Raw genomic sequence first — 16146 nt, forward strand, 5'->3', positions numbered from 1 at the left:
GCCTTCCCCTCCCCTAACCATGCCCATCTGGGTGCTGGATTTGGGCGGGCGGAGCGTGCTTCTCCTGGAAGGAGAGGAAGATGACCCAACGCGCCAAGGGCTTATGGCTGGTCTGGGTGCTCTTGGGGGCCTGGCTTGCGGGGTGTGGCCCTTCGGAGCCCTCCCTCACCCTCTACCCCTCCCGGGCGGTTCCGGGGGAGGAGGTGGAGGCCAGGCTTTCGGGGATGGGGGGGCTGGAGGCCCGGGTCTACGTGGGGGAGGTGGAGGCGGAGGTGACGGCCCGTGAGGTCCGGGCGGTCCGCTTCCGGGTCCCCGCCCTTCCTGGGGGCCCCAAACCGGTCCGGGTGGTGTCGGGGAGCCAGGAGGCCCAGGGCACCTTGGGCCTCCTGGGCCGGGTGGACCCTAGCCGGGTCCTCCTGCGCCTGCCCCTGGGCCGCGAGCCCCGTCTGCCCAAGGGGTTCACCCTCCTCCGCCAGGATTCCCTTTCCGCCTGCGGCTTTGCCCTGGCCGAGCTGGGGTACAGCGGGGAGGCCCTGGGAAGGGCCTTGGAGGAACTGGAGGCCCAGGACCCGGCCTACAAGGCCGATCCGGAAAGCCTCTGGAGCCTGGGGGGTGTTTCGGGCGGGGAGGCCGTGGGGGCGCCCCTGGCCCATAGGCGGGGGCGCACGGGCAAAGGGGTGCGGGTGGCCGTGCTGGACACCGGGGTGGACGCGGCTATCCCCCAGCTTCCCGGCTACGACTTCGTGGAGGACGACCCCGTCCCCCAGGATGCCTTCCCCGGGGGCCACGGCACCGGGGCCGCCGGGCTGGTGAAGGAGGTGGCCCCTGACGCCCAGATCGTCCCGGTGCGGGTATGCGACGGGAACGGGGTCTGCCGGGCCAGCCGGGTGGTGCGGGGGGTGTGCTGGGTGGTGGCCAACCGCCAGGGGCCCACGGTGCTCAGCCTGAGCCTGGGCGGGGATACCCCGGTGGAGGCCCTGCGCTTGGCCCTCGAGGCCGCCCTGGCCCAGGGCCTCCCCGTGGCCGCGGCCGCGGGCAACCAGGGGAACCAGGGGAGCCCGGCCCACTACCCCGCAGCCCTGGACCTTCCCGGCCTGGTGGCGGTGGGGGCCTTGGAAGAGGTCCAGGGGGAGTGGAAGCCCGCGGCCTACAGCACCCGGGGGACCTACGTGGACCTCGCCGCCCCCGGCACCGACCTGGACTGCGTCCTTCCGGGTGGGGGCAGGGGAAGCTGCACCGGCACCTCCTTCGCCACCCCCCTGGTGGCCGGGGCCATGGCCCTTTGGCTGGAGGCCCAGCCGGGCCTCACCCCGGCCCAGGTACAAGGCCACTTGATGCAGAGCGCCAAAGCCCTTCCCCAACCGACCCAAGCGGTGGGGGCGGGGATGCTGGACCTGGGGCAGGCCCCCTGAGGGGCTTTAGGGCCCTTGCCCTCTTAGCGGTGGGTCTTCCGTTCAGGGGCCGTTCACCCTCCCCGGGGTAGTTTGCCCTCGAGGCTTCCAGGAAAACCGGCCTGGTCCCTCAGAAAGGAAGCGGGAGATGCGCAAGCTCTTCGTTGGAGTCTGGATAGGGGCCTTTGCGGGCCTGCTGCTTGCGGGGTGCAACCTGGGGGGCGGTACCGATCCCTTGAACGAAGCCCTAGCGGCGGAGGATGCGGTGTACGGGGCCGTCCTGGCCTGGGTGGAGGGGGTGGAGGCCTCGGCCCAAGGGCTTACCCCCCAAGGGGATGGGGGGCGGCCCCTGACCCTGGTCAAGGACTCGGACGGCCTCACCGTCCTGGCCCAGGCCACGGGCTGGACTCCGCCCCAGGACCCGGGAGGGCTTCTGGGACAGCCCCTGGGCATCACCATCAAGTGCAGCAGCGACGGGCGCCGGTGCGCCTACGCCCCCATGGAGCTGGTGGGGGATGGGGAAGGGGGCTACCGCATGGTCTGGCGCGGGCGGACGGGGGAGGGTACCCCCATCGAGGAGGCTACCCCGGCCACGGCGGAGCCCGGAGGCCCGGGGACGGACCCCACGGCCAAGCCCCGCTGGAGCTACAACAAGATAGGGCTAGGGGGGTTCTGGGCGGATAGCCTTATCCAATATCCCTTCCGCCTCCACCTGGCCGCTCCTGGCCCGGAGGGGCTTGCCGGGTGGGCGGGTCCCACCCCCCCGCAAAACCCCACGGCCTCCCTGGAGGAGGCCTTGCGCCAGGCCTTCAGCCTGCCCAAGCCCTTCAGCCTTTCCTGGCCCCCGGCCCTCCTCTTGCGGGAAGACCTGGTCTTGGCCTTTGCCCCCTACCAAAACCCCGCCTTTTCCACCGCCCGAAGCCCAGCGGACCTGGTGGGCCAGCCCCTGGGGGTGGCCTACTGGCGGGGTGGGAAGGGGGCCAAGCTCACCAAGGCCGATGCCGCCCGCCTCTTGAGCCTTTCCTTGACCCAGGAGCCCGGGGGCGGGTACGGGCTCGAGGCCCAGGACCTCCGCAACCCCGGCCAGGTCCTGCGCTTCCGGGTGGGGGAGGTGGGCTGGTGCGACGGGTGCTTCGGCCAGGACCCCCGCCCCCGGTACCTGGGCATTGAGGACAGGCTCCAGGGGCCGCCCCTGGTCCACCTCCAGGTGGGGGGCCTTCTCCTGCGGGGGATTGAGAAGAAGGACCGCTAGTCCCTTTGGCCTTTGGGCCCGGGAAGGCCCTCCTCCCGGGCCCTGGCCTACAGGGGGAGAAGGCGCCCGGCCACCAGAAGGTAGGCCTCCTGGGCCGCCTCCGCCGCCAAGCGGTTCACCTCGCCCAGGAGGTCGCGGTAGCGGCGGGCCAGGGGGTTGGCGGGGACGATGCCCATGCCCACCTCGTTGCTCACCAGGATCACCCGCTTGCCACTTTCCTGGGCTGCCTTCAGGAAGCGCCCCGCCTCCGCCAGGGGGTCCAGGCCCCGCTCCAGGAGGTTGGACACCCAGAGGGTCAGGCAGTCCACCACCACCACGGGGTGCTGGGCCCGGGCCAGGGCCCCCACCAGGTCCAGGGGCTCCTCCAGGGTTTCCCAGGTGGGGGGGCGCTCCGCCCGGTGGCGGGCGATGCGCTCCGCCATCTCCCCGTCCCGGGCCTCGGCGGTGGCGATGAGGGTGGCGAAGGGCCCGGCCAGGCGCTGGGCCTGGCGGCTCTTGCCGCTCCTTGCCCCACCCAGGAAGAGGACCAGGCCGGGGGCGGGCGGGGGGTCTGGGGCCTGGGGCCTGGGGGCGGGGTGGACCCCTCCCACAAGCCCCAGGGCCCGGTGGAGGGCGGGGAGGTCCAGGTGGGCCTCCAGGGCGTCCGCGGCCCCCTCCAGGGCCTCCTCCAGCCCCCTGGCCTCCCGGCCGAAGAGGGCCCGCTGCACCCCGGGGTCCTCCAGGAGGCCGTGGAGCCAGGTGGCCAGGAGGGGGCCTTCCTGGTGGAGGAGGGGGAGGCCCTGGCCGTGGTGGATCTCGTACCCCGTGGCCTCGAGGCCGTTGAGCCGCCCCCAGAAGCCCTGGAGCCCCCCAAAGCGCACCCGGGTCCGGCGCACCGTCTTCTCCCGCTCCATGCGCACCCGGAAGGGGAGGAGGCCAAGCCCGGGGAAGACCCCTTGCGCCTCCACCCCCTCCTCGTCCACCAGGGCCTCCGAGAGCATCTCCGCCCCGCCGCACACCGCCAGGACCGGCCTTCCCGCCTCCAGGTGGCGCCGGAGGAGGGGGAGGAAGGCCCTAAGCCAGGGGAGGTCGCGGGCGGGAAGGCGGCTTCCCGGGAGGATGAGGAGGTCCGCCCCCTCGGCCTCCTCGGGGGTGCGGGCGTGGACCAGGCGGACCAGCTCCCCCAGGGCCCAGAACTCGTCCAGGTTGGCCGCGTGGGGGTAGCGGAGGAGGGCCACCTTGGGACCCTCCCCCTCCTTGGGCCGGTGGCGGAAGCCGTCCTCCTCGGGAAGCTCCAGGGGCAGGAGGGGCAAGGTGCCCAGGACGGGCACCCCCGTCCACCCCTCCAGGAGGGCATACGCCGGCTCCAAAAGGCTCAGGTCCCCCCGGAACTTGTTGAAGACGAAGCCCAAAAGCCGCTCCCGGTGCTCCCCCAGAAGGGCCCAGGTGCCGAAGAAGGCGGCCAGGGAACCCCCCTGGTCCACGTCCGCCACCAGGAGGGCCCGGGCCCCGGCCCAGACGGCCACCTGGAGGTTGGGCAGGTCCGGCCAGAGGTTCCGCTCCACCGGGCTTCCCGCCCCCTCCAGGACCAGGAGGTCGTACTCCCCAAGAAGCCCCTCCAGGGCCTCCCGCACCGGGGCCAGGAGGTGGGCCTTCCGCTCCTTCCAGGGCAAGTGGGAAAGCCTGGGGTCCACCCGGCCTAGGACCACCACCTGGCTTCCCCCTTCCCCGAAGGGCTTCACCAGGATGGGGTTCATCCGCGGGTCCGGCTCAGCCCCGGCGGCCAGGGCCTGGAGCCACTGGGCGCTGGCCATCTCCCCCCCGGCCACCACCCGGGCGTGGTTGGACATGTTCTGGGCCTTGAAGGGGGCGGCCTTTAGGCCCAGGCGGCGGAAGTGGCGGAGGAGGGCCGCGGCGAGGAAGCTTTTGCCCACCCCGCTCCCCGTGCCCCAGACGGCCAGGGCCCTAGCCCTTCCCAAGGGCCACCTCCACGGCCTTCAGGATGGCCTGGGCGTCCATAAGGGCCTTTTGGGCCTCCTCCTGGGTGTAGGCCTCCTTGGGGGTGAGGCCCGGCAGGGCGTCGGGGTAGCGGGTGGGGATGTAGAGCTTGTCCAGGGCCAGGGCCTGGGGAAGGAGGGGCTGGAGGGCCCCGCCCATCCCCTCGGGCAGGTCCCGGATCAGCCGGGCCAGACTGTGCCCCCAAGGGTCCAGGCCAAGGGCAATCCAGAGGGCCTTGAGGGCCTTCTCCCCCGCCTGCTGGGCCAGGAAGGCCGCCTGGGCGAATTTCCCCGCCCCGAGGAGGGCCTCCCCCGCCTCCCAGTCGTCCTGGGCCTGGGCGAGCCATCTCAGGCCCTCTTCACGCCGCTTTTCCGCGCTCATAGAGGGGCTTGGCCTCCCGCAACACCCCCTTGAGGAAGGGGAGCTCTCTCCTTTCGGCCAGTTCCTCGGGGGTCAGGACCAGGGCCTCCACGGGCAGGGGGGCGTCGGCCAAGAGCTGGAGGACCAGCTCCAGGCGGGCCAGGGGCGGGAGGGGGGTGCGGGCCACCACCAGGAGGTCCAGGTCCGACCTCCGGTCCGCGGTACCCCGGGCGTGGGAGCCGAAGAGGTAGAGGGCCTCCAGGTCCAGGGCTTCCCTGAGCCGCTCCGTGGCCTGGGCCAGGTAGGCTTCCAGGTCGGCCTCCATGCCCCTAGCTTAGCCCATCAGGGGCACGGCCCCCTGGAGCATCCGGGCGAGGACGGGCCCCAGGGCCTGGGCCTCCTCCAGGGTGTAGGCGTGGAGCTCCAGGGGGAGGCCGGGAAAGGCCCGCCGGGCCAGGCGGTGCAGGTCCTCCCGGCGGGGGCCCCGGTAGAGGAGGAGGAGGTCCACGTCGCTTCCCGCCACGGCCCGCCCCCTGGCCCAGGAGCCAAAGAGGTAGGCGGCCTCCAGGGGCACCTCCTGGGCCAGGGCCTCGAGGCCCTTCCTAAGGCGTTCCAGGAGGGTTTCCCTGTTCCAGGGAGGATAGAAGACCTGCACAGAAGGCATGGATTTCCTCCGCATGTGCAAGAAGCCGCTCGGCCTCCGCCCTTCGGTAATGCGCGAAGGGCGCTCCCTCGGCAGGGCGTCGGGGTAGCGGCTAGGGATGTAGGCCTTGTCCAGCTCGCTGGCCCCATCCAGGAGGGCCTCCGGCACGGGAAAGGTCTGGGCAAGTTCCTCTAGAAGCCTGGCCACAGAATGTCCCCAGGCCACAGCCCCCAGCCGTTGGAAAACCGCCTTCACCGCCTTCTCTGCCCCCTGCTGGGCGGCAAAGGCTGCCCACCCGTAGAACCCTTCCCTGAGGGAAAGCCGGGCCTGTTCCAGGTCCCGCCCCGCCTGGAGGAGGAAGTCCCGGCTCCGCTCCACCCCTTCAGCCTACCACCTCCAGGAGGATTCCCAGGGCTAGCCCGAGCCCGTAGCCCCAGGCTCCCGCCAGCCATACCCCCCGGCGCAGGTGGGCGGGGGTGGGGGAGGGGGCGGTGGGGTTCAGGGCGTAGACCCCCGGCTTGCGCAGGCGCACCCCCAGGCGGAGGGCCATGGCCCCCATGGGGAAGCCGGCGTTGGGGGAGGGGGTTTTCCGGGCCTCCTGGAGGAGCCTGGGCCATAGCCTTGGGGGGCATAGGAGGAAGCCCGCAAGCCGGGCGGGGAGGAGGTTCAAGAGGTCGTCCGCCCGGGCGGCGAAGGCCCCCCTCTCCCCGTGCTCGGGGTAGCCCCACATGGCGTCGGCGGTGTTGGCGTAGCGGTAGAGGGCAGCCCCCGCCAGGCCCAAGAGGGCGTAGTAGAGGAGGGGGGCGAGGAGGCTATCGGAGAGGTTTTCCGCCAGGCTCTCCAGGGCCGCTTCCCGCACCTCCTCCTCGCTGAGCCCGCCCGTAGGGCGGCTCACCAGGCGGGCCACCTGCCTACGGCCCGCCTCCAGCCCCTTCCCCAGGGCCCTTTCCACCTCGAGGACCTCGAGGAGGAGCATCCTCAGGCTGAAGAGGGGCTTGAGGAGGAGGCCGAGGAGGAGCCAGCCCAGGCCCAGGGGCCTCAGGAGGAGGTCCAGGAGGAGGGCTGGAAGGGTGAAGAGGAGGGCCCCCAGGCCCCAGTAGAGGGCCCCGGACCAAAACCCCCGCACCCGGGGCCAGGCCCAGGCCAGGTACCGCCCCATGAGGACCACGGGGTGCCCCCGGGCCGGGGGCTCCCCCAAGAGGGCGTCCAGAAGGAGGGCCAAAAGGAGGCTCACGGGCTAGGGAGGATCCGGTCCAAGACCCTCTTGGGCCACTCCAGGACCACGGCGCTCCCTAAGGGGATGAGGCCATCCTCCCCCAGGGCCCTGAGGGCGGCCCGGATCACCCCGCCGTGGGTGAAGAGGACCGCGGGGGCCCTAAGGCCCCCCAGGAAGGCCAGGACCCGCTCCTGGAACCGGTCCAGGCTCTCCCCCTCGGGGGGGTGGAACCCCTGGAAGCGGAGCATGGCCTCCTTGAGGCCGGGGTCCAGGGCGTCCCAGAGGGCCCCCTCCAGGGAGCCGAAGTGGATCTCCCGCAGGGAGGGGGTGGGGGTGGGGGAGAAGCCCGCCAGGAGGGCCGTCCTCAGGGCCCGGGAGAGGTCGGAGCTGTAGGCGGGAAGGGGGGGAAGAAGCCCCTGGAGGGCCCTGGCCTGGGCCTCCCCCAGGGGGGTGAGGGGGAGGTCGGTCCAGCCCAAAAGCCTCCCCTCCCGGTTCCACAGGGTCTCCCCGTGGCGCACCAGCCAGAGTTCCATAGGGCCAGTCTAAGCCGGGTGGGGGGTGGGTATAGTGGGGGCATGGAGGGGATCAGGGAAGCGGCCCAAAGGCGCATGGAGCGCCTCACCAAGCCGCCCCGCTCCTTGGGGCGGCTGGAGGAGGTGGCCTTAAGGCTTGCCGCCATCCAGGGCCGGGTGAGGCCCGAGCTCGGTCCGGGGGGGGTGGTGGTGGCGGCCGCGGACCACGGGGTGGCGGAGGAGGGGGTTTCCGCCTATCCCCAGGAGGTCACCCGGCAGATGGTCCTGAACTTCCTCCGGGGCGGGGCGGCCATCAACCAGTTCGCCCAGGTGGCGGGGTGCGAGGTCTACGTCCTGGACGTGGGGGTCAAGGGGGAGCTTCCCGACCACCCCAGGCTCCTCAAGGCCAAGGTGCGGGAGGGAAGCCGCAACCTGGCCCGGGAGGCGGCCTTGACCCTGGAGGAGGCGGAAAGGGCCCTCGAGGCCGGGCGGGAGGCGGCCCGGAGGGCCATCGCCGAAGGGGCCACCCTCCTGGCCGCGGGGGACATGGGCATCGGCAACACCACCACCGCCGCCGCCCTCACCGCAGCCCTCCTGGGCCTCCCCCCGGAGGCGGTGGTGGGCCGGGGGACCGGGGTGGGGGAGGAAGGCCTAAGGCGGAAGCGGGAGGCCGTGGCCCGGGCCCTAGGGCGGCTGGGGCCGGGGATGGGGCCCCTGGAGGTGGCCGCCCAGGTGGGGGGGCTGGAGCTCCTCGCCATCGCCGGGGTCTACCTGGAGGGGTACGCCCGGGGGCTTCCCCTGGTCCTGGACGGCTTTCCCGTGACGAGCGGGGCCCTTTTGGCCTGGCGGCTTGCCCCCGGGATCCGGGACCACCTCTTTGCCGGCCACCTCTCCCGGGAGCCCGGGCACCGGCACGCCCTCGAGGCCCTGGACCTAAAGCCCCTCCTGGACCTGGACCTGGCCCTGGGGGAGGGGACGGGGGCGGTCCTGGCCATGCCCCTCCTGCGGGCCGCGGCCCGCATCCTGCACATGGCCACCTTTGAGGAGGCCGGGGTTTCCGACCGGCTCTAGGCCCGTGCTCCTCGCCTTTCGCCTGGCCCTGGCCCTCCTCACCCTCCTGCCCGTGGCCCCCCACGGGGCCAAGGAGGAGGACTTCCGCCGGAGCACGGCCTTCTTCCCCCTGGTGGGCTACCTCCTGGGCCTGCCCCTGGCCCTCTTGGCCCCCCTCCCCCTGCCCGAGGGCCTCTGGGGGGCCCTGGCCCTGGGCCTCCTCCTGGGCCTCACGGGCTTTCTCCACCTGGATGGCCTCCTGGACGCGGCAGACGCCCTCCTCGGGACCAGGACCCGGGAGGAGCGGCTCCGCATCCTCAAGGACCCTCACCTGGGGGCCTTTGCCTTCGGGGTGGGCGGGGTCTACCTCCTCTTCCTCTGGCAGGCCCTGGCCCTGGTGAGGGACCCCCTTTTCCTCCTCCTCTTCCCCGGCTTCGCCCGCTTCCTCCCCCTGCCCCTCCTCCACCGCTACCCCCTCCTGGGCCCGGGGATGGCGGGCCTCATCCGCGGGGGGCCCCTCCTCCTTCCTGCCCTCCTCGCCCTGCCCTTCCCCCTCCTCTACCCCCTGCCCGCCCTCCTGGCCCTCCTCGCCGCCTGGGGGGTGGCCCGCCTGGCCCTCCTACGCCTGGGGGGGCTCAACGGGGACGTGCTGGGGGCGGGCATCGCCCTTGCGGAGCTTTCCGCCCTCTTAAGCTATGCCCTATGGAGGAGCCTAAGCGGGTGAAGCCCTACCGGAAGCCGGAGGGGGAGAGGCGGGGCCTCCTTTTGGTCTACACGGGGGAGGGGAAGGGGAAGAGCACCGCGGCCTTCGGCCTGGCCCTGCGGGCCCACGGGCGGGGCCTTAGGGTGCGCATCTTCCAGTTCCTGAAGCACCAGGGGGCGCGGTTTGGGGAACACCGGGCCTTTGCCCTCTTGGGGGTGCCGGTGGAGGGGCTGGGGGACGGGTTTACCTGGAGGAGCCGGGACCTGGAGGCCACGGCGGGGCTGGCCCGGGAGGGGTGGGCCCGGGCCAAGGGGGTTCTCCTTTCGGGGGAGGCGGACCTGGTGGTCCTGGACGAGGCTACCTACCCCTTGCGCTACGGCTGGATTCCCCTAGAGGAGTTCCTGGAGGCCCTGAAGGCCCGCCCCCGGCACGTGCACCTGGTGGTGACGGGGCGTGGGGCGCCGGAGGCCCTGGTGGCCCTGGCGGACACGGTGACGGAGATGCGCAAGGTGAAGCACGCCTTTGACCAGGGGGTGCCGGCCCAGCGGGGGATGGAGCACTGAAGAGCTAAGGGGGTTTTGGCCCGATTAGGACCCAACCCCCTATACCCCATTACCTAGGAACCATTCAGTACACCTGTTCCCGTTGCCCGTAGCTGAACACGCTCACCCCCATCACCTGGTCAACGCCCGTGGTGGGGAAGAAGGGTGGTGCTAACCCCTGGAGGAAGCGGCGGTCGTAGGTGAAAGCCCGCCCGTATCCCGTGTTGTTCTGCCCGGTTTGTGGGTTGAAGGTGCCAAAGGCCCCGTAGAACCTTTCGATGATCCCGCCGATGAGGTACACGTTGCCCTTGTTGGCTATGGAATTGTAGTTTTCTACCTGCACCACGCCCCTGGCGCTCATGAGGGTTCCGTGAATGTGAAGATCCCTAGGCGCGCCCTGATCGATTAAGACATCGCCGTTTTGGCTGAAGATGCCCAGCACGTTTTCAGCCGAGAGGTTATCGCAGCTGGCCGGGTTCACGGTGCCGTTGGGGTTCCGCGTGGGTGTCCCTGAGCAGGGCGGGTTTTCGTACTTGAGATCCCCAGTGATCTGGATGGTGTTGTTGGCGGCCACGGTGATCTGGGCAAACTCGGCCAAGGCAGGCCCAGCCGTGTTGGGGTCGTTGGCATTTGTCCTGCTTGGTCCGGACAGGTTCTGGATTTCGCCGTCGCTGAAGATGACCCCGTTAAAGTACACGTCGTTGTTGTTACGCCTTACGGGCTGCCAGGTGGTGGTGTTGCCCTGGGTTACCCTTTGGTAGAGTTTCAGGTCGGGCCCATAGCGGTAGATCTCGGTGGCGGTCTGGTTGCAGTTGTTGTTGGCGCAGTACGTGACGGTAATGTACTGGAACTTGCTCACGCCCACGGGCAGAGGGAGCGCGCACGTTACCTCAAGACCTGTGAGGTTTTCGATGCACTTACGCTCCAGGCGCAGGTTAGTAATGGTCCGCTGGAAGTAAAGGCCTCCGCTTTGGGCTGCGCTGCGTTGATCCTGGTTGTTCTGGGGCAAAGGGATGAAAGGGGCATTCCAGTCTACCCCGGCGGTAAATTCTGGGGCGTGGGTACCGAAGGTGTTGGTGTAAGAAGGCGCACTGGCGCTGGGCTGCATGTTGGTGGCCAGCACCAGGTTGCCCCCGTTGACCCCATAGAAGTAGGCTCCCGCCCGGGTTTGACCCGAACAGGAGGAGTCTCCCGGGTTGGTACAGCCCGCACTGGTCACCTCGCCCCCGAACCAGGGCCTGCGGTAGAGGCGCAGGTGGCTATTGGTGTGCACGGGGCCGTCGAACAGGGTTCGCTCGGTGAACCACACATCCGTACCGTCAGGAAGGGTGTGGATGTGGGTGAAAAGAGCCCAGCGGGCAAAGCTGGCCCGGCCCACGGTAAACCGATACTCCCCTTGCAGGACCACGTTGCGGCGGTAGGGGCCCATCTCGGCCTGGGCTACCATCACGAAGGGCAAAGCGTAGGTCTGTGCGGTGTTGGAAGCCCCTGCGGTTCTCGGACTGCCGTCCACAAAGCGACCTGCGGGTAGCTGGGTCCCAGGTGGAAGTCCCTGCCCGCAGGCGGTGGCGGTGAAGTGGAGCCGGAGGGTTACGTTGGCGTTCAGTCCGCTTGGGGCCAGGTTCCTTGGGGTACCGTTAGGGCAGAGGGACCCATCCACTTGGCTCTGGAGCTGGGAGGCCACGGTCCCCAGGGCTTGGGCTACGGCCACGGGGTCAGGAGTCTGCCCTGACTGGCAGTTGGCGTTGCCGCCATAAGCCCAGCACGCGGTGTTGCTGGCCGTGTTGCGAACGATGGTGTTCAGGCGGTCGCGGCCCGTGGTGCTCAGGAAAGTACCCCCTACGTTGGCGGCGCCACGGGCCAGCATCAAGGTTTGCACGATGCCCTGGTCCTGGCCGCTGTGCCGGATCTCCCCCAGGGTGCGCACGAAGAGGAGGGTGCCGATGCCCGAAACCACCACCAGGGTGGCCAAGGCGATTACCAGTGCAATGCCCTTTCTGCTCATCCTTACCCTCCCTATTGGCACGGGATGATCCGCTTGACCTGATACTGGGTGTTGGAGGAGAGCTCCACCTGGCTGGTGTAGGTTCGCTCGAACGTTCGTCCCCGGGATGCGAACCCGGCGGAGAGGGTAAGGGACAGTCGTTTTAGGGTGTAGGTTTTTCCCGCGGCGGTGAACTGGTAGGGGGGTGAGGCCGAAGGAGCCCCATAGTTGTAAGGGCCAGGATTCACCAACACATCCTGGCTGCCCGCTTCATAGACGTAATCGATGCGGAAGCCTGTGAGGTCAAAGGCCATGGGAAGGGGGTTGCCCGAGCCTTCCCTGTAAGACAGTTGTTTGGTGGCAGGGTCGTAGGTTAGGCCCACGGTTCGGACGCGAAAGAGCAGCGTATTGGGAGTGTAGTCAATGGTGTTGCCGCACCCCGCATGGACCACGTGCCACCGGTTGGCTTGGCCACCCACGGCGTTGACGCCAGTTACCGGGAGGATGACCCCATCCCCATTGCGGTTGACCATGAGGACATAATCCCCTCGGTTGATGCCGATTTGCGAAGCCTGGGTTGCCAGGGCGAGAATTTTGACCTCCGCCGCTTGTTTGAAGCTGTTGTTGTTGCCGCTGTCGTGAGGCAGAACCGGATACCCTGCTCCCCCGTCGATGAGGGCGAAGGAGATGCTGTTCCTCCCCGTAGGGTAAGGCGTGGAGGCCAGGCCCCCGAATACGGCGCTGCGCAGGTCTTGGGTAAAGACCTCCACGATCCGCCGGAGCTTGGCTTGAGCGCTTACCGTGGCATCTAGGTCGGAGCGGGTCTGCATAAACTGGACGACGCTGCCGTAGGCGATGGCCATTACGATACCGAAAATGGTAAGGGCCAGAAGGACCTCAACCAGCGAAAGCCCCCGATTTCCAAGACCCTTTGCGCGCATCTTAGCCTCCAGACCTTCAGTTGATCCCCTCCAAGGGGGGCGTGCTCGGGCTTGCGGTGGAAGGAGGCGCGGAGAAGGTCCTTCCCTCGGCGCAATGCTCCCGGCCACCTTGCCGCCAGCATACGAGGATCCGGTACTCGTTGACGCCTACCCCTAGGGAACTGGCCCACGTGGGGGTTCCCAGGTTGCTGATGGCCACCCGGTACAGGTCGGGGTTGGCGAAGCGCACCTCCTGGGGCAGATCGGGAAAGTTCTGACGCAAGGAGCCGTAGCCGTAGTTGAGGGGTGTGGAACCGGGGAGAAGGAGGGTTTCCCCGCCCACGATCCTGCGCCCCACGTAGTTGAGGATCTGCACCGCCTGCGTCCGTGCGCCCGAGATAGAGGTGTGCCGCAGGCTGGAAACCAGGAGGGCGTTGAGCGCGAGGAGCACCAGGCTAAGCACCGTAATGGCGATGAGAACTTCAACCAAGGTAAGCCCCTTGCGGAAAAACCCCCCACGCTTCATGGTGCCCCCTTGACCTCACCGATGAGCGAGACCGTATAGGCGTATGTCCTTTGGCCTATGCTGATGGTGAAGGATAAGGGAGAGGAGAGGTTCTGGCCCTGCGCGTCCAGGAGCTTACCTGGGGGGGAGAAGCGGACCACCGTTCCTTGGGGAAGGGAAAGGTTCACGCCTTGAGGTATGTCCACCGTGCGCAGGGTTTGGCTTCCCAAGCGGAGCTGGAGGCGATTACCTTGCCGCACCAGGCTGAGTTCCGCGCCGCGGCTCGCCGCTTCCGTGGCCCCTTGCCAGAAAAGACCTTGCACTGTTCGCAGAAACGCGGTTTGCTCCTGGCCAAGAAGGGTTCGGCGCCCGTTGAATGCCGCGATGGTGAAAATGACCGCCAGGATGACCAAGACCACAAGGAGCTCCGTAACAGTGAAGCCTTTTGTCTTCAACGGGTTACCTCCCCAAGGACACATTGTCATTCTAATACTAACCAGGAAGCCCTTGTGCAGGCATCCCCCATGGGGGGGCTAGAGTCGCTCAAGTGGGTGATGGGCACTTGTGCGAGATCCAGACAAGGATTGTTGCTTCCGCACCCGTAGGCTAAACGTTTGCATTGGGTTGCCCTTAGGCTGCCCTCTGTGCGGGAGGGATTCGTGGTCATGAACCGTAGCCTATTAGCCTAGATACCCCAGGGGTTTGCGGAGGCTTGCTGCACCTCGGCCTGCCTGGTGGGTCGGATGCCCTGGCTTATTGGTGACCTGGTCCTCAGGCCCAGGGAGCTGGAGGATCCCTGTATGCCATGATCTTTGGGGAAAGGGAAAGAGTCTTCTGCGCCTCGATACGAGGCCCCGAGTTTTGAAGGGTACGCCCCTACTCGATGGGGCTTTTCTAGGGTTCGCGGGAGAGTCATGGCTAGGCCCTATTTGCAAGCTTCGTCCTGGGCCAAGAGGGATGCGGTAGGCTAAGGGGTAAGCCATGCTGCGTTTCCGCCTGCTGGGTATCCCTGCTCTGGAGCAGGCGGGAAGGCGGGTGGCCTTGCCCACCCACAAGCTCTTGGCCCTGCTGGCCTACTTGGCCCTGGAAGGCCCCACGGCACGGACCAAGCTGGCAGGGCTACTTTGGAGCGAGCAGGACGAGGCCGGCGCCCGGGCCAACCTGCGCCGTGAACTCAATCGTTTGCGGCACACGCCCGTGGCCGCGGTGTTGCGGACCGAAGGCGGCTGGCTTGCCCTTGAGCCCTTGGAAACCGATGTGGAGGCCTTTAGGGCCTCCGTTGAGCACGGAGATTTGCAGGCCGCTCTTAGCCTCTACCAGGGGCCTCTGCTGGAAGGATTAGACCTGCCGGGGGCCACGGGGTTTGCCGACTGGCTCGAGGGACGGCGGGAAGGTCTAGCCCAGCTTTGGCGGGAGGCTTTGCACCGGCAGGCTCAGCGCCTCGAGGCCGCCCACGACCTGCGGGGGGCTTTGGCCAGCCGGCTTACCCTCCTACGGGAGGACGAACTCCAGGAGTTCCACCATCGGGAAGCCATGCGCTTGCAGGCCCTTTTGGGTGAGCGGGAGGCGGCGTTGGCCAGGTTTGCCCGCCTGAAAGAGCTCCTCCGGTGCGAGCTCCACCTAGAGCCCCTTCCGGAAACCCTGGAGTTGGTCCGGCAGATCCAGGAGGGGACCCTAAACCCGGTAAGGCTCCCCCCGGTGCGCGAGGTCATAGGGGTTGTGTCCCGGGTTCCCTTCGTGGGGCGGGAGCAGGAATGGGCCCAGATGGAAGCAGCTTGGAGGGCGCAACAGGCCATCTACGTTTCCGGACCTGGTCGTGTAAGGATTTATGTGTAAGGGTCCGTGTTTAATAGGGGGGCACACCTTAGCACGAGGAGGTGCCCCGTGGACCAGGATACCTTGCGGATCTTGCTGAGGGAAGCGGTGCGGGAGACAGTAGCCGAGGTTCTGCAGACGGTTCTGGAGCTGGACCGGACGGCCTTCTTGCAGGTGCACGGAGGCCGCAGGAACGGCTACTACCCCCGCAAGCTGGAGACCACCTTCGGCCAGGTGGACCTGAAGGTCCCTAGGGATCGGGAATCTCGGTATTACCCGGCTTTCCTTAAGCCCTACGTCCGCCGCCTGGTGGACGTGGGGGAAGTGGCGGTAGCCCTTTACGCCGCCGGGGTCAGTCAGCGCAAGGCGGCCGAGATACTGAGCCTGCTCTTAGGCCACCGCTACTCCCACGAGACCCTGAGCGCCCTGACGGACGAGGTCCTGGAGGCGGCAGGAGCCTTCCGCACCCGGCCTTTGCCCGAGGAGATGGCCTTCGTCTACCTGGACGGGCTTTCCCTAAAGGTCTTCAGGGAAGGAGAAGGGATCGTACGGGAAAGCGTGTATGTGGCCCTGGGCATCGCCCCTAATGGGGAGAGGCGGGTCCTGGGGTTTTGGCTGTTGCCCACGGAGAGCGCCCTGGGATGGGAGGGGGTCCTGGGGGAGCTTTGGCAGCGGGGCCTGCGGCGGGTATTGCTCTTCATCACCGACGGGCTGCCCGGGCTTCCTGAAGCGATCCGCAGGGTCTACCCTCAGGCGGAATGGCAGCGGTGCGTGGTGCACGGGGTGCGGTGGAGCCTGTCCCAGGTGCGGGCGCGGGACCGGGGCCTGCTGGCGGAGGACCTGAGGCGGGTGTACGGGGCGGAGAGCCGGGAAGAAGCTCTTGGGGCCTTGGAGGAGGTGAAGGCCGCCTGGGGTTCGCGGTACCCGGGGGTGGTGGGGCTTTGGGTACAGGATTCGGGGGCCTTCCTGCGGTTCTACGGGTACCCCAAGGTGCTTTGGCCGTACCTGCGGAGCACCAACCTGATGGAGCGGTTTATCCGGGAAGTGCGGCGGGGGACGAAGGTGCGGGACCACAAGTTTCCTAAGGAAGAGGCGGTGTACAAGCTTCTTTACCTGGAGTCGGAGAGGCAGGAAGGGAGGTGGGCAGAACGGAAACTAAAGGGGTTCTCGGAGGTGAAGGAGGTGCTGGAGAAGATGCTTCAGGAGCGGTATGCCCCCCGTACACAGACTCTTACACATAACTCTTGACACGACCCCGGACCTCCTGGGGTAGGAA

Annotated in this window: 17 protein-coding genes and 1 pseudogene; 7 read left to right on the forward strand and 11 right to left on the reverse strand. The window is 68.5% G+C overall.

Features of this window, described 5'->3' with window-relative positions; translation table 11 throughout:
• Positions 1-80 precede the first annotated feature (80 nt).
• Both TCCBUS3UF1_RS00690 and TCCBUS3UF1_RS00695 read left to right on the forward strand, forming a co-directional pair.
• Entirely contained in the window at positions 81-1412 is a 1332-nt protein-coding gene (locus tag TCCBUS3UF1_RS00690; RefSeq protein ID WP_014514561.1) for a S8 family serine peptidase, read from the forward strand.
• A 127-nt stretch (positions 1413-1539) separates the two neighbouring features.
• The gene (locus TCCBUS3UF1_RS00695; protein WP_014514562.1) at positions 1540-2643 is read left to right on the forward strand and encodes a hypothetical protein; all 1104 of its coding nucleotides are present in this window, start codon (positions 1540-1542) and stop codon (positions 2641-2643) included.
• Between the two features lie 47 nt (positions 2644-2690).
• Here TCCBUS3UF1_RS00695 and TCCBUS3UF1_RS00700 read toward each other — a convergent pair whose 3' ends face one another.
• The 7 genes and pseudogenes from TCCBUS3UF1_RS00700 to TCCBUS3UF1_RS00730 all read right to left on the reverse strand — a co-directional run bounded on the left by TCCBUS3UF1_RS00700 (position 2691) and on the right by TCCBUS3UF1_RS00730 (position 7372).
• Positions 2691-4601 (reverse strand): cobyric acid synthase, encoded by a 1911-nt coding sequence (locus tag TCCBUS3UF1_RS00700; protein ID WP_014514563.1) that lies wholly within the window; start codon positions 4599-4601, stop codon positions 2691-2693.
• A complete protein-coding gene (locus TCCBUS3UF1_RS00705; RefSeq protein WP_014514564.1) occupies positions 4588-5001 on the reverse strand; it encodes a HEPN domain-containing protein in 414 nt (137 codons plus the stop codon). Before TCCBUS3UF1_RS00705 ends, TCCBUS3UF1_RS00700 begins: the two co-directional genes overlap by 14 nt.
• On the reverse strand, positions 4979-5305 hold the full coding sequence (locus TCCBUS3UF1_RS00710) for a nucleotidyltransferase domain-containing protein (RefSeq protein WP_014514565.1): 327 nt from the start codon (positions 5303-5305) through the stop codon (positions 4979-4981). The genes TCCBUS3UF1_RS00705 and TCCBUS3UF1_RS00710 overlap by 23 nt, the downstream gene beginning before the upstream one ends.
• A 9-nt stretch (positions 5306-5314) precedes the next feature.
• Positions 5315-5659 carry a nucleotidyltransferase domain-containing protein gene (locus TCCBUS3UF1_RS00715; RefSeq protein WP_369791723.1) on the reverse strand — a complete coding sequence of 115 codons (345 nt, stop codon included), beginning with the start codon at positions 5657-5659 and terminating at the stop codon, positions 5315-5317.
• Positions 5583-6001: pseudogene (locus TCCBUS3UF1_RS00720) on the reverse strand (HEPN domain-containing protein). The gene TCCBUS3UF1_RS00715 and the pseudogene TCCBUS3UF1_RS00720 overlap by 77 nt, the downstream one beginning before the upstream one ends.
• Before the next feature lie 4 nt (positions 6002-6005).
• Positions 6006-6857 carry an adenosylcobinamide-phosphate synthase CbiB gene (cbiB, locus tag TCCBUS3UF1_RS00725; protein WP_014514567.1) on the reverse strand — a complete coding sequence of 284 codons (852 nt, stop codon included), beginning with the start codon at positions 6855-6857 and terminating at the stop codon, positions 6006-6008.
• Positions 6854-7372, reverse strand: coding sequence for a histidine phosphatase family protein (locus tag TCCBUS3UF1_RS00730; protein WP_014514568.1), 519 nt, complete (start codon positions 7370-7372; stop codon positions 6854-6856). The genes cbiB and TCCBUS3UF1_RS00730 overlap by 4 nt, the downstream gene beginning before the upstream one ends.
• A 42-nt stretch (positions 7373-7414) precedes the next feature.
• Here TCCBUS3UF1_RS00730 and cobT point away from each other — a divergent pair, with 42 nt between their 5' ends.
• Genes cobT through cobO form a run of 3 tightly spaced genes read left to right on the forward strand, consistent with a single transcriptional unit; the run spans position 7415 to position 9667 of the window.
• Positions 7415-8422 carry a nicotinate-nucleotide--dimethylbenzimidazole phosphoribosyltransferase gene (cobT, locus tag TCCBUS3UF1_RS00735; RefSeq protein ID WP_014514569.1) on the forward strand — a complete coding sequence of 336 codons (1008 nt, stop codon included), beginning with the start codon at positions 7415-7417 and terminating at the stop codon, positions 8420-8422.
• A 4-nt stretch (positions 8423-8426) separates the two neighbouring features.
• Positions 8427-9125 carry an adenosylcobinamide-GDP ribazoletransferase gene (locus tag TCCBUS3UF1_RS00740; protein ID WP_014514570.1) on the forward strand — a complete coding sequence of 233 codons (699 nt, stop codon included), beginning with the start codon at positions 8427-8429 and terminating at the stop codon, positions 9123-9125.
• Positions 9104-9667, forward strand: a complete 564-nt coding sequence (gene cobO / locus TCCBUS3UF1_RS00745; protein WP_041433623.1) for a cob(I)yrinic acid a,c-diamide adenosyltransferase — start codon at positions 9104-9106, stop codon at positions 9665-9667. The genes TCCBUS3UF1_RS00740 and cobO overlap by 22 nt, the downstream gene beginning before the upstream one ends.
• 64 nt (positions 9668-9731) lie before the next feature.
• Here cobO and TCCBUS3UF1_RS00750 read toward each other — a convergent pair whose 3' ends face one another.
• The 4 genes from TCCBUS3UF1_RS00750 to TCCBUS3UF1_RS00765 are packed head-to-tail and all read right to left on the reverse strand — an operon-like array spanning position 9732 to position 13474.
• A complete protein-coding gene (locus TCCBUS3UF1_RS00750) occupies positions 9732-11651 on the reverse strand; it encodes a DUF4900 domain-containing protein (protein ID WP_014514572.1) in 1920 nt (639 codons plus the stop codon).
• 11 nt (positions 11652-11662) lie between these two features.
• Positions 11663-12571: a prepilin-type N-terminal cleavage/methylation domain-containing protein gene (locus TCCBUS3UF1_RS00755; RefSeq protein ID WP_014514573.1), complete on the reverse strand. Its 909-nt coding sequence runs from the start codon at positions 12569-12571 to the stop codon at positions 11663-11665.
• Between the two features lie 16 nt (positions 12572-12587).
• Positions 12588-13076 carry a prepilin-type N-terminal cleavage/methylation domain-containing protein gene (locus tag TCCBUS3UF1_RS00760; RefSeq protein WP_014514574.1) on the reverse strand — a complete coding sequence of 163 codons (489 nt, stop codon included), beginning with the start codon at positions 13074-13076 and terminating at the stop codon, positions 12588-12590.
• On the reverse strand, positions 13073-13474 hold the full coding sequence (locus tag TCCBUS3UF1_RS00765) for a type IV pilin (RefSeq protein ID WP_231291400.1): 402 nt from the start codon (positions 13472-13474) through the stop codon (positions 13073-13075). The genes TCCBUS3UF1_RS00760 and TCCBUS3UF1_RS00765 overlap by 4 nt, the downstream gene beginning before the upstream one ends.
• A 562-nt stretch (positions 13475-14036) precedes the next feature.
• On the opposite strand from TCCBUS3UF1_RS00765, the gene TCCBUS3UF1_RS00770 reads away from it, so the two are divergent.
• Both TCCBUS3UF1_RS00770 and TCCBUS3UF1_RS00775 read left to right on the forward strand, forming a co-directional pair.
• A complete protein-coding gene (locus TCCBUS3UF1_RS00770; protein ID WP_014514576.1) occupies positions 14037-14891 on the forward strand; it encodes a BTAD domain-containing putative transcriptional regulator in 855 nt (284 codons plus the stop codon).
• 6 nt (positions 14892-14897) lie between these two features.
• A complete protein-coding gene (locus tag TCCBUS3UF1_RS00775; protein ID WP_014514494.1) occupies positions 14898-16118 on the forward strand; it encodes an IS256-like element ISTth4 family transposase in 1221 nt (406 codons plus the stop codon).
• Positions 16119-16146: the final 28 nt, after the last annotated feature.

The organism is Thermus sp. CCB_US3_UF1 (assembly GCF_000236585.1).
Classification (GTDB): domain Bacteria; phylum Deinococcota; class Deinococci; order Deinococcales; family Thermaceae; genus Thermus.

Excerpts from the sequence above, each read along its gene's own strand:
- TCCBUS3UF1_RS00690 (WP_014514561.1), top strand. The coding sequence starts at position 81 with ATGACCCAACGCGCCAAGGGCTTATGGCTGGTCTGGGTGCTCTTGGGG.
- TCCBUS3UF1_RS00695 (WP_014514562.1), top strand. The coding sequence starts at position 1,540 with ATGCGCAAGCTCTTCGTTGGAGTCTGGATAGGGGCCTTTGCGGGCCTG.
- TCCBUS3UF1_RS00705 (WP_014514564.1), bottom strand. The coding sequence starts at position 5,001 with ATGAGCGCGGAAAAGCGGCGTGAAGAGGGCCTGAGATGGCTCGCCCAG.
- TCCBUS3UF1_RS00710 (WP_014514565.1), bottom strand. The coding sequence starts at position 5,305 with ATGGAGGCCGACCTGGAAGCCTACCTGGCCCAGGCCACGGAGCGGCTC.
- TCCBUS3UF1_RS00715 (WP_369791723.1), bottom strand. The coding sequence starts at position 5,659 with ATGCGGAGGAAATCCATGCCTTCTGTGCAGGTCTTCTATCCTCCCTGG.
- TCCBUS3UF1_RS00730 (WP_014514568.1), bottom strand. The coding sequence starts at position 7,372 with ATGGAACTCTGGCTGGTGCGCCACGGGGAGACCCTGTGGAACCGGGAG.
- cobT (WP_014514569.1), top strand. The coding sequence starts at position 7,415 with ATGGAGGGGATCAGGGAAGCGGCCCAAAGGCGCATGGAGCGCCTCACC.
- cobO (WP_041433623.1), top strand. The coding sequence starts at position 9,104 with ATGGAGGAGCCTAAGCGGGTGAAGCCCTACCGGAAGCCGGAGGGGGAG.
- TCCBUS3UF1_RS00750 (WP_014514572.1), bottom strand. The coding sequence starts at position 11,651 with ATGAGCAGAAAGGGCATTGCACTGGTAATCGCCTTGGCCACCCTGGTG.
- TCCBUS3UF1_RS00755 (WP_014514573.1), bottom strand. The coding sequence starts at position 12,571 with ATGCGCGCAAAGGGTCTTGGAAATCGGGGGCTTTCGCTGGTTGAGGTC.
- TCCBUS3UF1_RS00760 (WP_014514574.1), bottom strand. The coding sequence starts at position 13,076 with ATGAAGCGTGGGGGGTTTTTCCGCAAGGGGCTTACCTTGGTTGAAGTT.
- TCCBUS3UF1_RS00770 (WP_014514576.1), top strand. The coding sequence starts at position 14,037 with ATGCTGCGTTTCCGCCTGCTGGGTATCCCTGCTCTGGAGCAGGCGGGA.